This window comes from Dyadobacter sp. BHUBP1 (assembly GCF_050587785.1).
Classification (GTDB): domain Bacteria; phylum Bacteroidota; class Bacteroidia; order Cytophagales; family Spirosomataceae; genus Dyadobacter.
In genome coordinates this window covers 773,034-787,076 of sequence record NZ_JBOBIH010000001.1, presented here as the reverse complement: position 1 = coordinate 787,076, position 14,043 = coordinate 773,034, and the positions used below count along the sequence as shown (strand labels likewise).

Sequence of the window (14,043 nt, the reverse complement as noted above, 5' to 3'; positions counted from 1 at the left end):
AGCGGCAAGCGGTTCTTAGAATACGCCGCGGGCGATCTGTGACACGTTGTCGGATTTGCCCATCGTATAAAAGTGCAACACAGGCACGCCGTAAGCCAGCAGCTCCTTGCATTGCTGAATGCCCCATTCGATACCTACCTGGCGCACTTCCTTGTCGTTGGCGCATTTTTCCACTTCTTTTACCAGATCCTGCGGGAATTCCAGGTGGAAAATGTCCGCCAGGACGGTCAGTTGTCTCCGGGTCGATAGTGGTTTCAAACCAGGAATGATGGGAACGGTAATTCCTTCGGCCCGGCAGCGTTCTACAAAACTGAAATACTTCTGGTTATCGAAGAACATTTGCGTTACGATATAATTAGCGCCCAGCTCGATCTTCTTTTTCAAGGCCGCGAAATCCGAATCGAACGATGCCGCATCGAAATGCTTTTCGGGGTAGCCGGCTACGCCAATGCAGAAGTCGGTAGGCGACATTTCAGTCTCCGCGTGGAGCAGGATTCCCTTGTTCATATTATCTACCTGTGTAACGAGCTCCGAAGCGTAGGTATGCCCACCAGGCTTCGGCCGGAAAACACCCGCCGACTTCTCGGGGTCGCCACGGAGCACCAGTACGTTATCGATGCCCAGGTAATGCAGGTCGATGAGCACATCTTCGGTCTCGTCTTTCGTGAAGCCTCCGCAAATCACATGGGGCACTGCATCTACCTTGAAGCGTTCCATCAGGCGGGCACAAATGCCGACGGTGCCAGGGCGTTTGCGGATCGGGATTCGCTCGATGCTGCCATCCGGACCGACCCTGTCGATCAGCTCTTCGCGATGATACGTCACATCTACAAATGGAGGATTGAACTCCATCAAAGGTTCAATAGAATTCAGCAGCTCATTGATATTCTGACCTTTCAGCGGGGGAATGATTTCGATAGAAAATAGGGTCTTTCCCTCCGCGCGGCGAATGTACTCGGTAACTTTGGTCATCTGGAAATGATGTGGTGTGTTGTAAACGAGTACAAAGAAAGCAAAAAAAATGGCCTACCGCATTACAGTAGGCCATTCCACGTAAACCCTCCTCTATCAGTGTTCGTCAAAAATGTTAATTGGGTTGCTGACAGGGCGTCAGTCCCAAAGCAACAATTTGCTTGACTGAATACTAATAACTAAAATTCTGTGCCAAATTAGGAAAGAAAGCGTTTACGAACAATTTATATCAAACTTTTTTTATGCAAATGTAGATTAGTTACTACAATTTTCTCCAAATATCCTGTTTCAACCCGGTTTTAACACATTTTGCGGTTACATGCAGTGTTTACTATTTCAACACTTTTGGGAAACGATTCCCCAAAAGGTTACACATTTTGTAACTTCTACTGATTTGGCCTCGTCATTTCAATATGTTCGATCTCATCTTCGAGGTAAACCTCTCCTGACTGCCTGAAACCGAACGATTCATAGAACCTTTTGAGGTACAGCTGCGCGCCGATGCGGATCGGGACGTTGCCATACAACGCTTCCAGTTTTTGAATTGAAACATTGAGCAACTCCACACCGTACCCTGCCCCGCGTGCCTTCCGGGAGACGACGATCCGCCCGATCGCCGGATATTCGTACGACAGACCGGGTGGAACTATGCGCGAGAAGGCCATGAGCTCGCCGTCGCGGTAACCTGAAAGGTGATGGCTGCGCTGATCTTTGTTGTCCGCATCGAGATAACAGCAACGTTGTTCGAGTACGAAAACCTCGCTGCGTAGTCGTAGTATGCCGTAGAGCTCGGTTGTAGTCAGTTCGTCGAATGTTTGAAAGCGCCAGTCGAGTTGATAATCCATGAAAATTGGGGATGAAAGAATTTATTTTACCTGATATTGACCGTTTTTATAAATTTGCGGCACAATTGACAATACCAAGGTACCAACATTAAAATAACTAATAATACATTATAAGTATGGGAAGGGCTTTTGAATACAGAAAGGCGCGGATGTTCAAGCGGTGGGACAAGATGGCCAAGACTTTCACCCGGATTGGCAAGGAGATCGTTCTTGCGGTGAAAAACGGGACTGCCGATCCGGCCACCAATTCTAAACTCCGGGTGCTGCTGCAAAACGCCAAAGCGGTGAACATGCCCAAAGAAACAGTTGAAAGGGCAATTAAACGTGCCACCTCGAAGGATCAGGAAGATTATAAGGAAATGGTATACGAAGGCTACGGCCCGCACGGGATTGCGATCCTCGTGGAAAGTACCACCGACAACCCCACCCGCACCGTTGCGAACGTAAGGAGCTACTTCAACAAACTGGGAGGCAGCCTTGGCACCATGGGCATGCTCGACTTCATCTTCGACCGCAAATGCATCTTCAAAATCAAGAACACCGGCAAGGATATCGAAGAGCTCGAATTTGAACTGATCGACGTAGGCGGAGAAGAGGTGTTCCTTGACGAAGAGACCAATCTGATCAACGTTTATGGAGAGTTCCCTGCTTTCGGTGCATTACAGCACTATTTCGAGGAAAATGGCTACGAAATCGTCGAAGCGGACTTCGAGCGCATTCCGAATGATACCAAGACATTGAGCGACGAGCAGGTTGCAGAAGTCGAGAAATTGATCGAGAAAATTGAAGAGGATGACGATGTAGTGCGCGTTTACCACAATATGGCTTAATGCAGCGCCACGATCCGGTGTTGCGTCTTCATAAATTCAAAAAAAGTCCCGGGCTCTTTGCCTAACAGCGAAGCGCCCACGGGCGACGAAGATGAGACTGCTATGACGGTCTCATTTTCTATTTTCACGGCGCCCAGGCTCACCGCGATAAGGAACCAGCCAGCTGTAGTTTCCAGCAGCGACCCCACAGCACTGCGGGCTGGCACCTCACCTTCACCGATCTTTTCGAGGATCAGCCGTTCCTGTCGCGCCTGCTCGTACTGGCGCGCGTGCATGTTGCGATCGAGCTGGCCCATCGAGCGCGAGGTTTCATATTTATCCCCCATCGAGCTTTTCCCCTGATCGTTCGCCGATTCCTGCGCCGCTTCCATCGCAGCCCACGCTACCTGCATGCGCTCATCGAGGAGTGATTTCACATGAGCGATCACCTTTGCTTTATCCATTTCCAAAAAGTAGTTGCGGCCGGCGAAAGTTGCCGGAAGATTGCAAATATAATGAGGTACCGGGCTATTTCCCCTGTTCATCGCTCCGGCTCCAGTTTTGAATCCGACAAAATTGCGCCCGGATTTTCGCATTGACCGCTTCCTTATTATCTTTGCCAAACTTTCTTGAATACAAACAATGACACAACTTTCGGTCCGGCACTTACTTGGAATCAAAAACCTGAACGAGAACGACATTCAAACTATCTTAGATACAGCGACTCAGTTCAAAGAAGTCATTAACCGGCCCATCAAGAAAGTCCCCTCCCTTCGCGACATTACCATTGCCAACGTTTTTTTCGAAAATTCCACCCGCACCAGGCTTTCTTTTGAGTTGGCGGAAAAAAGGCTTTCTGCCGATGTGGTCAATTTTTCGGCTTCCGGCAGTTCTGTTAAAAAAGGAGAAACATTGCTCGACACGGTCAATAATATCCTCGCCATGAAGGTGGATATGATCGTAATGCGTCACAGCAGTCCGGGCGCGCCGCATTACCTCTCGACTCGCATCCCTGCGAACGTCGTGAACGCAGGCGACGGAACGCACGAGCACCCGACACAGGCATTGCTCGATGCGTTTTCAATGCGTGAAAAACTGGGTGACCTGGCGGGCAAAAAAATTGCGATCATCGGCGACATTACGCACTCGCGCGTAGCATTGTCAAACATATTCTGTTTGCAAAAGCTGGGCGCAGAAGTAATGGTATGCGGCCCTTCAACCTTGATACCTAAGCATTTGGGAGAGCTGGGCGTGAAGATCGGGCATAATGTAAAAGAGGCACTGCAGTGGTGCGACGTGGCCAACGTGCTGCGTATACAGCTGGAACGGCAGCAGATCAAATACTTCCCGTCGCTGCGTGAGTATTCGTTGTATTACGGCATTAATAAAGCCATGCTCGATGAACTGGACAAGGAAATCGTGCTCATGCACCCCGGCCCTATTAATCGCGGCGTAGAACTTTCTTCCGATGCAGCGGATTCACAACATTCCATTATTTTAAACCAGGTAGAAAACGGGGTAGCTGTGAGAATGGCCGTGCTTTACCTGCTGGCGCAGCAATAATCAGCACCTTACTTCTTTTCGTTTCCGTCCAAGAAGACCTTTGTCCCACACTTTCTGAATATAATCGGGCGAATAAGGGACTTTGCATTCGGTATTGCCCATATTGACTTTCACTTTCCCAATCCTTTTGCCCACTTCCATTGCTTTCTCCGCCAAGGGCGCGTAATACGAACCCACAGCGATCACGAAGCCATTCATAACGTACCGAACCTGGTTTAGTGCCGTGTGTATTTCTCGCTCCACGCGATCGAGCAGCTGGTCAATTTCTTGTTGATCGAGCTGATCGTCCGGTGTCAATGCCAGAATATATCCCCAGGTCGCCCATCCGGCATCCGCGGTGAGCTCACGGTCGGATTCGATCCATTTTCGCGCCATTTCAAATTTGTAGGGGCTTTCAGCAGCATTCCAGGCCACGGTGTACTCGCTAATCATATGCCATGAAGCACCTTTGATCCATTCGTCGAGCACCTCCGGGGTCATCAATGCAGGTTTCGACATCAGTCCTGCTAGGTACATCGCCTCGGAATTACCAGTCTTGAACAATTCAAGCGCCAGTTCGTGGTTATTTTTATGCCTTTTAAGGATGGGTTTCATGTCTCCTATCCGCACACCGTAGATGGGCTCTGCCGCGCCATGGTTCCGCATCGTTTTGAGTGTTTGCTCCGTGGCCAGCATGGCTAGCTCGTTCATGATTTCCTTCACCTGCTCCATTTCCCGGCGATTTGTTTTTCATTCAAAATATAATGTTTTTAAAGAAAAATTTACTTTTCATCCCATTCTAAAAATACATCCATCATGACTTACAACGAAGGCATGCTGCGCGACGGCGCGCTCGAAAACAGGACAATCATCGTCACCGGAGGCGGCACCGGGCTCGGAAAATCGATGGCAGCTTACTTCCTCCGCCTCGGCGCAAATGTGGTCATTTGCAGCAGGAAAGAAGACGTTCTCCAAAAAACAGCATCAGAACTTGGCCAGAGCATAGGCGGCAAGATTCTATACGTTGCATGCGATGTAAGAAAGACCGAGCAAATCGAAAATGTTATCTCGAAAGCCGTTGAAGCATTCGGGCAGGTAGATGGATTAGTTAATAACTCCGCAGGGAATTTCATTAGCCCCACGGAACGACTCTCCTACAAAGCCGTCGACACGGTCGTCGACATTGTACTGCGCGGCACCTACTACTTCACCCTGGCTTTGGGCAAGTACTGGATTCAAAACCATACCAAAGGCTCGGTCCTCAATATCGTAACCACCTACGCCACTACCGGCTCGGGCTGGGTAGTCCCCTCGGCCATGGCCAAGGCAGGCGTACTCACAATGACCAAGTCGCTCGCATTCGAATGGGGACGGCATGGCATACGCCTCAATGCGATCGCGCCCGGCCCGTTTCCGACAAAGGGAGCCTGGGACCGCCTGTTTCCGGAGGAACTCGCCACGAAATTCGCATTCGAAAACCGCATTCCCCTCGCGCGCACGGGCGAACACCAGGAACTGGCTAATCTCGCCGCCTATCTGATTTCGGATTTTTCAGCCTATATGACCGGCGAAGTCATCACACTCGACGGCGGTGAAGTACTCACCGGCGGCCAATTCAATTTCTTGAAAGAAATCACTGACAGTCAATGGGATGCCATCGAGGAACAGATCAAATCGGCCACCCGCGGCAGTAAGGGCCCGGAATAAAAATTTTATTACCGTTTTATTGGGTAATTTTGCCCGTTCATTCGTTATTTGACAAACGATGAATACACGTACATGAGAACAAATCTTCGCTTTTGTATCCATATAATGTCTGTTTTGGTGATGGCTGGTTGCGCATCATCGAATAAGCCTATGAAGCAGATTCCCGAGGCGCAGGTACGGCCGACGGAGCAACAGCAGGCACCGGCGCCGGTGAACGAGGAACTCACCCTGGTGGCCATTCAAAGCAAATATTTGTTGAAAGACACGACGCAGGCGTCTGTTTTCCTGTATGTGGATGCTTTCAAAGGGAAAAATCCGATCAGCGTCGCAGATTTTGTAAAGCTGTATAATCTCAATTACGTCATTTATTCCGATTACGGAACACGCGAACGGCTTGGCTACGGCAATGTGAAACTCGATTCGACGAACGTTTCGCGCATGGGCGACAAGATCGTGATTTCCTATGAGCTTAAAAGCCCCAACCGCGACTACGGCGTATTGCTTAGCGAAATCAGTCAGACCGGGACGCTGAAAAAGGTACTGAACGACCTCACGATCCGCTTCAAAAAGCTGGCCGTAAACCAGACATATGGCGTCTACCTGGGCAACTCCACTCAGCCACTGCAAAGGCACTATGTAAGTTCCAATGAACAGTTTACGATCAGGAAAGCAGGAGAAAGTGCCGATCAGCTGCACGTTTATTACTACAATCACGAGTTTGAGCCGGCGGGGTCACCGATGAATATCGCGCCGAAAACCGGCAACAAATCACTCGAAGTGGACAGTACCTTCACGATCCTTGCCAATCAGCCCCTGCAATTCGCGAAGGAAGGTCTTTACAATATTTTCGCAGACACCACCCAGTCGGAAGGCCTTGGTATCCTGGTGGTAAATGAGCGTTTTCCGAAGGTTACCCGCCCTCAGTTGCTCCTTGGCCCATTACTTTATATGAGTACCAATAACGAGATCAACGAGATCAAGAAGGCGGAGGATTACAAAAAGGCTTTGGATAAATACTGGCTGACGCTCATGAATGGTAACGCACCACTTGCTCAGCAATCGATCCGCTCGTTCTACGGGCGCGTCGAAGAAGCCAACCAGCTTTTCACCACCTACAAAGAAGGCTGGAAAACCGATAAAGGAATGATTTACATCATATTGGGCCCGCCGGACAAAGTGCAGCGCAGTAAAGACCGGGAGGTGTGGACATACGATCACAGAGGCAATGCGCAAAACGTCAATTTTACATTTAACAGAAGAAACAATCAATTTGTGGATGATCATTATGAACTGGTTCGCTATGCCGAATACCAGCCGATTTGGTATCCAGTAGTAGAAGCATGGAGAAACGGAAGTATACGGTAAGAAAACCAGCCCCCAGACAGTCCCAGGCCGATATGGTTTTTGGTACGCAGTCGGTACTTGAAACCCTTCGCTCGGGCAAAGAAATCGAACGGTTATTTATTCAGCGCGAATTCGGGCTCGCGGAGATTGAAAAACTCGCCAAAGAACTAGGTGTTCCCTACCAGCGTGTGCCGGTTGAAAAATTGAACCGGGTAACCCGCAAAAACCACCAGGGTGTCATCGCATTTGTGTCACCCATTCAATACATGCCGTTGCACAATGTGCTTACGCAAGTGTATGAGGATGGCAAAACCCCGCTCCTGCTCCTGCTCGACCGCGTTACCGACGTCCGCAACTTCGGTGCGATCGCGCGTACAGCGGAATGTGCAGGTGTGCAGGCGATCATCGTTCCCACCAAAGGCGGTGCGCAAATCAATGCGGATGCGATGAAAACATCCTCCGGTGCATTGAACTTCCTGCCCATTTGCCGCGAGCCTAATCTCTACGAAACGCTGACTTACCTTCGCAACAGCGGATTGCAAATTATCGCCTGTACTGAAAAAACCGACAAATCGCTCTACGATATCGATTTCACCGTTCCTACGGTAATCATCATGGGCTCGGAGGAAGATGGTATTTCCAAAGAGTTCATCGACCTCGCCGATAGCGGTGCGAGAATCCCGCTTGCCGGACAGGTAGAGTCGCTGAACGTGTCCGTTGCGAGTTCTATCATTCTGTACGAGGCTGTAAGGCAGAGAATAAAGATCTGACAATAAGACTTGTTTTTCAGATAAAAGTCTTATATTTGTGTAACACCTGAACCGGCATTGGATTGCAACTCCTCTAAGCACGTCAGGTGTTTTTTATTCTGACGGGTCCCAGTGCAATGTTTCCGTGATAGAGTAAAGAAAATGTTGCTTTTGAACGGTTACCTGAATATTGAAATAGGCGGTGCTCCCGCCTATTTCTGTTTCTAGATAATGATATCCTAAGACGTGCTCCTTCGGGTGTGTCTGGTAGGTTGTAAAACCGATGTAAGTAGCAGTAGCAAGTGCTTCTTCCAACCCGTCCATAATCAGATTGATCTTGTCCAAATAGGGATTGAAAGGCTGATTAATACATTCCTTTATACCAGCCATATTAAACTTGATCTCGGCATCAAGCTCCTCGCGATATATCCCGGTATTGGTCACTACTAACTTCTCTTTCGCTCGTTTTTTGGCCAATCGCCGAAGGGTTTTAAAATCCATCTGTAAGTTTGTCGATGATGAAACTTTACAGAGGAACTATTTGAGTAGATAATGAGAAGCTAATTTAGAAATAATTCACCGCTCTCACTCCTGCTTAAAACTCTTCATAATCCAGCCGCCACCGACCACATCATCGCCTTCATAAAAAACAGCCGCTTGTCCAGGGGCTATACCGTTCACGCCATCGTGAAAGCGGGCCACTATTTGATCCGGGCCGGTCTGTTCGATGATTGCCGGCGTACCGTCATGTTTGTAGCGTACTTTGGTGACGGTTTCCAGCGGTTTTTCAATCGACGCGTATTTTTGCAAGTTTAATTTACTCACATTCATACCGTCGCGGAAAAGATCGGGCATGTCGCCGAGCACTACTTCGTTGGTGTCTTTTCTAATTTCAGTCACAAAAACGGGGCGGCCTAACGCGATACCAAGCCCTTTGCGTTGACCGACGGTGTAGAATGGGTAACCTTCGTGTTTACCTACCACGGTACCATCCGCGTAGATGAAATTACCACCTGCCACTTCGGCTTCCAGTCCGGGAATGCGCCTTTTCAGGAAACCGCGGTAGTCGTTATCCGGAACGAAGCAGATTTCATAGCTTTCAGATTTATTCACCAGATCAATAAACCCTCTTTCACGCGCCATCTCACGGATTTCAGTTTTATGCAAATAGCCTAACGGCAGCTTGGTACGGGCAAGGCTTTCCTGCGACACGCCCCAAAGCACATAGCTCTGATCTTTCCAGGCATCAATACCTTTGGACACATAATGGCGACCGTTGTTGAACTGCATATTGGCATAATGCCCGGTAGCAATGAACTCGCAATCGAGCCTGTCGGCGCGACGCAGCAATGCATCCCATTTGATGTGCGTATTGCAAAGCACGCACGGGTTGGGTGTACGGCCTTCGAGGTATTCACCTGTGAAATGGTCGATCACATAATCGCCAAACTCGGCGCGGATATCGAGAATATAATGCGGGAAACCCAGTTCCACTGCGATATTGCGCGCGTCGTTGATGGAATCCAGCGAACAACAGCCGGTTTCTTTCTTGGTACCGCCACTGCTGGCATAGTCCCAGGTTTTCATGGTCATACCAATGACCTCATAACCTTGTTCGTGGAGAAGGACAGCTGCGAGCGAGCTGTCGATGCCGCCGCTCATAGCGACAAGAATGCGTCCGTGTTTACTCATGGTAGTAATCTGGCGAAGGTTGAATGCCTTCCGATTTTAATAGTTTTGAAAAGGGAGCAACAGAACTATTCGGCCAATTGTTCCAAAATGCAAAGATAAGACATAAAACGGATCATCCCGATCTATTTGTTCTTTACAACGACTTTAAAGGATTCCTCGCCAACTTTCAGCATGTAAAGGTCGTCGGGCAGATGACTTACGTCTAACTTCTCCAATGGCAACACCGCCGATTCCATTACCACAAATCCGTGCCTGTTAATCAAGGCAAAATTCCTGTTGAGACCTTTCTGGTCGATATGCAAATATCCCCGGGCAGGATTAGGATAGACCTTCGTCAAGTTGGAAGCAGACTTAACCACGATTATTTTAGAATAATGAGAAGCACCGTCCCAATCGATCTGTTTCAGGCGGTAGTAGGCCGTTCCCTGGGTACCCATGTCCGTAAAAATGTAATCCTTGTTGCTCTTCGAATCTCCCGAGCCAGCTACGAAACCGATCTCCTCGAAAGCAATTGCATTGATGCTGCGTTCGATAGCAAAGCCCTTATTACCGGCTTCCCAGCTTGTACGCCACAGCAACTTGTTCCCCTCCGGCGAAACCATTCCAGTGAAAGAAATTAACTCCACCGGAAATACAACCAAACACCCTGGCGACGACAAAATCGCTTGCCTAGTATTACAGGCTGCCGCATTGTTTTGCAGGTTGGCCGCTCCGTTTTGACTCAGCCACATACAAACACTTTTTACGCCACAATTTTGCAGCGCACCAGAACCCGTGATAGCTATTCCTTTGGATAATTTTACATTTTCAAGTCCTTCCAAACTAGTCATCACCGACATATTCAGCAAATTGAGTGTACCCAGTTTCTTGACTTTCTCCAACCCCTTAAAATTTTCAACTGACGGAGTATTCAACTCAATTGTGCCGATGCTATCCAGCGAATCGAATCCGTCGAAGGAAGTATTGTATGCATACGGAGCAGGATAATTACCTTGCATGAAGATTTTGCCGATCACTTTGACGGACCCCAAACCCCTGAAATCGTGCAGGGGAGTCCTGATGTACAACGTATGTCCGATTGTATCGAGAGCCGTCAGACCTAGCAGGCTTTTGACCCCTCCGTCCGTCACTTGAAGGGTTTCGACCTTTTTTAATGCACTTAAACCGGTAAGATCTTGCAGTTGCGGGTTATTGCTCATGGCTATCCGCCCGATGTAGGTAATATGCGAAAGCCCGTTCAGATTTGTGACGTTCGTGCCATGCATGTCGATTCCGTTCAACTCGGTGCATCCCGGGTATTTGGCTGCCAGATTATCAACATCCGCCTGGCTGGTCAGGCTCACGCTAGGATACCCGCATGGCTGAGCAAATAGCCAACGAGCTGGCAAAAGCACTAATAGCACAAAGAGGAAACGTGTTTTCATCAGTTCAGGATTTAGGTGGCAACACTTTTACTCTAAGTTACAAACTTATCCTAAAACAAGAGCTATTTGTAACTTTCACGCAATCACCATCCTGATCACATTCTTAATATTCAATTCAATAATCTCCGTCATGGTCTCGCATTTGTGGTAATGGGCATCGGAATAATGCGCTGCAAGACTTTCGCGTAGCTGATGAATGTTATCAGCGGTTGATATTTTGTCCTTGATACACACGTCGCGCAGATCGCGAAGACGATAACGCTCTGCTTTGGCCTGGTACATGATCGACGACTGCTCTTCCTGCTGATATTGCACCACCGTTTTGTCGGTCAGGTGTTCCATAGCGAGTTGCACATAGGGCAGATTTTCTTTAAAAAACTGCGGCATATATACTTTCAGATTGCCTTCGTAAAACTGCTGGTCGAAGTCGATAGCGCGCAGGCGGAACTGGAAATCGTCGAAGTCCGGGGTAATCTGCATGACAAAGTTGTAGGAGCGCATATCGCCCAGCAGCGTGATTTTGCAGCGCTCATTGAACTTCACAAATTCCTTCGCGATCCGGATCGGGTTGTAGTCGGGATCGCGCATACGCGTACGGGCAAATTCGTCGCCTGGAATACCCGCAATATGCTCCTCGATCAGCGTCTCGCCGTCGACGATGTAGTTAACCTGGTTGGGGGAGAAGATTTCTTCCAGTTCCAGCCCGTAGATGCGGGAAGAATCGGCTTTTTTGACGTAGAAATAATCGTAAATATCATTCAGCCGGTTCACGATTTTAATGCGGAACGGGTTGGAGTTGCCAAACTTGCAATAATCGATGCGATCGATGTATTTGTGTTCTACAATGCGCAAGTTGCCCGAAGCTTTGAGCATTGCATACACCTTTTTCAGCCCGGCATGCAAGCGTTCTAGTTCGTGCGGCGGATACAGCGGGCTTTCCCAAAGCGTATCCTTCCCGTTTTTATCGATGACCGGAAACGATTCGTAGAAATTCAGCAGATCGTGGTAAGCCACCGGCAGCCGGGCGTCGCGCTGGTAAAAACGCAGGTATTTGCGCAGCTCGGAACTCACCGGATAAATCGGTTTTTTCTTTAATATTTTAACATCACCCATTTCCATACAAGGAAGTTACGCATATTTGACCGATTAAAACCATTGACCTGACCCAATGAGCTTATATGGATTGGTAATTTGCGGCGGTGAAAGCACGAGGATGGGGACGGACAAAAGTCTGCTGGTGTATTATAAAAAGCCTCAGCACGAACACGTTGCCGATTTGCTCGCATCCCTATGTGAGCGCGTGATCCTCTGCTGCAATACGGAACAATACAAAACATTCCGAACTTCCTACCCAAAACTGTCTGACCTTCCGAAATACGGTGGCGCCGGCCCCATGAGCGGATTGCTCACAGCATTTGAGACATTTCCGGGAAATGACTTCCTCGTGGCAGGCTGCGACTATCCTTACCTGACGACCGACGAGCTGGCCAATTTTCTGCATAATACTGATAAGGATTTGCCCGCCGCGGCCTTTTATAATGCAAGCGGATTTTACGAGCCGCTGCTCGGATGGTACTCGCGATCGGCTGGCAATGCATTGCGTGAGACTTTTGAAAACGGCTCGCGCTCGTTGCAGCATTTTCTAATAGCGGAAAATGCAGGGAAATACCGGCCATTGTCGGAAAAAACAATGCTAAGCGTAGACACGACGGCTGATTTCCAAGCCATAAAACGGGCACTCGAAGCGGAAAATGACTTTTAAAATGGAGACCAGTTCAATAACCAGCCATAAAATCGTCCGCATAAACGGACATACCGCCGAAGAGCTCGACGACCAGCTCGCCGTGGAAGAGCCGCTTGAAATACAGATTGCCTTTCAGTCGGAAGGGCGAAAAGAGCGCAAAAACATTTCGGTAACAATGCGGACACCAGGAAACGATCCTGAACTTGCGGCCGGATTTCTGTTCACGGAGGGCATTATCCATTCCAAAAGCCAGATCGACGGCATTGCGCATTCACCTTTCGACGAAAATCGGGTGGTAGTAACTTTCTCCGCCGGTTTCGAGCCAAAATTAGGTTCACTGGAACGTAACTTCTACACGACGTCCAGCTGCGGCGTTTGCGGCAAGGCGAGTATCGATGCGATCAAAACACGTTCGGCTTACGTGAATGCAAATGAAGGTTTGATTGTGAAAAAAGAGCTGCTATACCGGCTCGTGGAGCAGATCGTTCAGCATCAGAATACATTTGAAACCACCGGCGGGTTGCATGCTTCGGCGCTTTTCGATATTTCAGGGCAATTTTTGATGCTGCGCGAAGACGTAGGGAGACATAATGCACTGGATAAACTCATCGGCGCAGCATTACTGGCGGAGCAACTGGCACTCGACAAACACATTCTCCTTCTCAGCGGCCGGGCGAGTTTTGAACTTATTCAAAAAGCCGCCATGGCGGGAATTCAAATGGCGGCGGCGATAGGAGCCCCTTCGAGCCTGGCTGTGCAATTGGCAGAAGAAAGTGGCATTACGCTGGTAGGGTTTCTGAAAAAAGACAAATTCAACATTTACACCGGCCATCACCGGATCCAATGACTATGAAAATCCGCATTCACGGAAACTCCGTACGTTTCAGGCTTTCGAAAACGGAAGTTGCCAGACTTGAAAATGAAGGGTACCTCCAAGAAACGACCGACTTCGGCCCGGCGCAATTTAGTTATGCCGTGCAAAAATCGGCGATAAGCGAGCTGCAAGCGCGATTTGAAGATAACAAAATCACCCTGGAAGTGCCGGAGAAGCTCCTTACCGGCTGGGCTGCGAACAATACCGTCGGGTTTGAGGGGAATAAGCCGCTGGCCGATGGCAGTTCCTTACTCATGCTGATTGAAAAAGATTTCAAATGCCTGGACAACGTCAATGAAGACCAGTCCGACAACTACGACAATCCCAAAACTTGCTGAAAA

General features: G+C 48.9%; 16 protein-coding genes. 8 read left to right on the top strand and 8 right to left on the bottom strand.

Translation table 11 applies throughout. The annotated features are described in order from the left end of the window. Positions 1 to 15: 15 nt before the first annotated feature. Together metF and ACQ4MZ_RS03340 are read right to left on the bottom strand one after the other, a co-directional pair. A complete protein-coding gene (gene metF, locus ACQ4MZ_RS03345; protein ID WP_430842933.1) occupies positions 16 to 972 on the bottom strand; it encodes a methylenetetrahydrofolate reductase [NAD(P)H] in 957 nt (318 codons plus the stop codon). Between the two features lie 386 nt (positions 973 to 1,358). Then, positions 1,359 to 1,817, bottom strand: a complete 459-nt coding sequence (locus ACQ4MZ_RS03340) for a GNAT family N-acetyltransferase (protein WP_430842931.1) — start codon at positions 1,815 to 1,817, stop codon at positions 1,359 to 1,361. Between the two features lie 116 nt (positions 1,818 to 1,933). Between ACQ4MZ_RS03340 and ACQ4MZ_RS03335 the strand changes: the two genes are divergently transcribed. Continuing rightward, a complete protein-coding gene (locus tag ACQ4MZ_RS03335; protein ID WP_430842929.1) occupies positions 1,934 to 2,647 on the top strand; it encodes a YebC/PmpR family DNA-binding transcriptional regulator in 714 nt (237 codons plus the stop codon). Here ACQ4MZ_RS03335 and ACQ4MZ_RS03330 read toward each other — a convergent pair. Continuing rightward, positions 2,644 to 3,171 carry a transcription elongation factor gene (locus ACQ4MZ_RS03330; protein ID WP_430842927.1) on the bottom strand — a complete coding sequence of 176 codons (528 nt, stop codon included), beginning with the start codon at positions 3,169 to 3,171 and terminating at the stop codon, positions 2,644 to 2,646. The two genes, ACQ4MZ_RS03335 and ACQ4MZ_RS03330, sit on opposite strands and share 4 nt — an antisense overlap. 97 nt (positions 3,172 to 3,268) lie before the next feature. Here ACQ4MZ_RS03330 and ACQ4MZ_RS03325 point away from each other — a divergent pair, with 97 nt between their 5' ends. Beyond that, the gene (locus ACQ4MZ_RS03325; RefSeq protein WP_019940609.1) at positions 3,269 to 4,189 is read left to right on the top strand and encodes an aspartate carbamoyltransferase catalytic subunit; all 921 of its coding nucleotides are present in this window, start codon (positions 3,269 to 3,271) and stop codon (positions 4,187 to 4,189) included. Here ACQ4MZ_RS03325 and ACQ4MZ_RS03320 read toward each other — a convergent pair whose 3' ends face one another. Further along, a complete protein-coding gene (locus tag ACQ4MZ_RS03320; RefSeq protein ID WP_430842925.1) occupies positions 4,190 to 4,900 on the bottom strand; it encodes a DNA alkylation repair protein in 711 nt (236 codons plus the stop codon). It abuts the gene before it with no gap. 84 nt (positions 4,901 to 4,984) lie between these two features. Between ACQ4MZ_RS03320 and ACQ4MZ_RS03315 the strand changes: the two genes are divergently transcribed. From ACQ4MZ_RS03315 to rlmB, 3 genes are all read left to right on the top strand, one after another. Further along, the gene (locus ACQ4MZ_RS03315; protein WP_430842923.1) at positions 4,985 to 5,875 is read left to right on the top strand and encodes an SDR family oxidoreductase; all 891 of its coding nucleotides are present in this window, start codon (positions 4,985 to 4,987) and stop codon (positions 5,873 to 5,875) included. A gap of 150 nt (positions 5,876 to 6,025) precedes the next feature. Next, positions 6,026 to 7,240 (top strand): GWxTD domain-containing protein, encoded by a 1,215-nt coding sequence (locus ACQ4MZ_RS03310; protein ID WP_430842921.1) that lies wholly within the window; start codon positions 6,026 to 6,028, stop codon positions 7,238 to 7,240. Further along, positions 7,216 to 7,989, top strand: coding sequence for a 23S rRNA (guanosine(2251)-2'-O)-methyltransferase RlmB (gene rlmB, locus ACQ4MZ_RS03305; RefSeq protein WP_430842919.1), 774 nt, complete (start codon positions 7,216 to 7,218; stop codon positions 7,987 to 7,989). Before ACQ4MZ_RS03310 ends, rlmB begins: the two co-directional genes overlap by 25 nt. Positions 7,990 to 8,082: 93 nt before the next feature. Here the strand turns inward: rlmB and ACQ4MZ_RS03300 are convergent, their stop codons facing one another. The 4 genes from ACQ4MZ_RS03300 to ACQ4MZ_RS03285 form a co-directional block, all read right to left on the bottom strand. Further along, entirely contained in the window at positions 8,083 to 8,469 is a 387-nt protein-coding gene (locus ACQ4MZ_RS03300) for a hypothetical protein (RefSeq protein ID WP_430842917.1), read from the bottom strand. 84 nt (positions 8,470 to 8,553) lie between these two features. Continuing rightward, positions 8,554 to 9,660, bottom strand: a complete 1,107-nt coding sequence (mnmA, locus tag ACQ4MZ_RS03295; protein ID WP_430842915.1) for a tRNA 2-thiouridine(34) synthase MnmA — start codon at positions 9,658 to 9,660, stop codon at positions 8,554 to 8,556. Positions 9,661 to 9,782: 122 nt separating this feature from the next. Further along, on the bottom strand, positions 9,783 to 11,084 hold the full coding sequence (locus ACQ4MZ_RS03290; RefSeq protein ID WP_430842913.1) for a T9SS type A sorting domain-containing protein: 1,302 nt from the start codon (positions 11,082 to 11,084) through the stop codon (positions 9,783 to 9,785). A 75-nt stretch (positions 11,085 to 11,159) separates the two neighbouring features. After that, entirely contained in the window at positions 11,160 to 12,203 is a 1,044-nt protein-coding gene (locus ACQ4MZ_RS03285; protein ID WP_430842911.1) for a hypothetical protein, read from the bottom strand. Between the two features lie 49 nt (positions 12,204 to 12,252). On the opposite strand from ACQ4MZ_RS03285, the gene mobA reads away from it, so the two are divergent. Genes mobA through ACQ4MZ_RS03270 form a run of 3 tightly spaced genes read left to right on the top strand, consistent with a single transcriptional unit; the run spans position 12,253 to position 14,040 of the window. Beyond that, complete coding sequence (gene mobA / locus ACQ4MZ_RS03280; protein WP_430842909.1) at positions 12,253 to 12,846, top strand: molybdenum cofactor guanylyltransferase; 594 nt, start codon at positions 12,253 to 12,255, stop codon at positions 12,844 to 12,846. Position 12,847: 1 nt separating this feature from the next. Next, entirely contained in the window at positions 12,848 to 13,675 is an 828-nt protein-coding gene (gene fdhD, locus ACQ4MZ_RS03275; RefSeq protein ID WP_430842907.1) for a formate dehydrogenase accessory sulfurtransferase FdhD, read from the top strand. A 2-nt stretch (positions 13,676 to 13,677) separates the two neighbouring features. Beyond that, complete coding sequence (locus tag ACQ4MZ_RS03270) at positions 13,678 to 14,040, top strand: DUF7009 family protein (RefSeq protein ID WP_430842905.1); 363 nt, start codon at positions 13,678 to 13,680, stop codon at positions 14,038 to 14,040. The last annotated feature ends 3 nt before the right edge of the window (positions 14,041 to 14,043 follow it).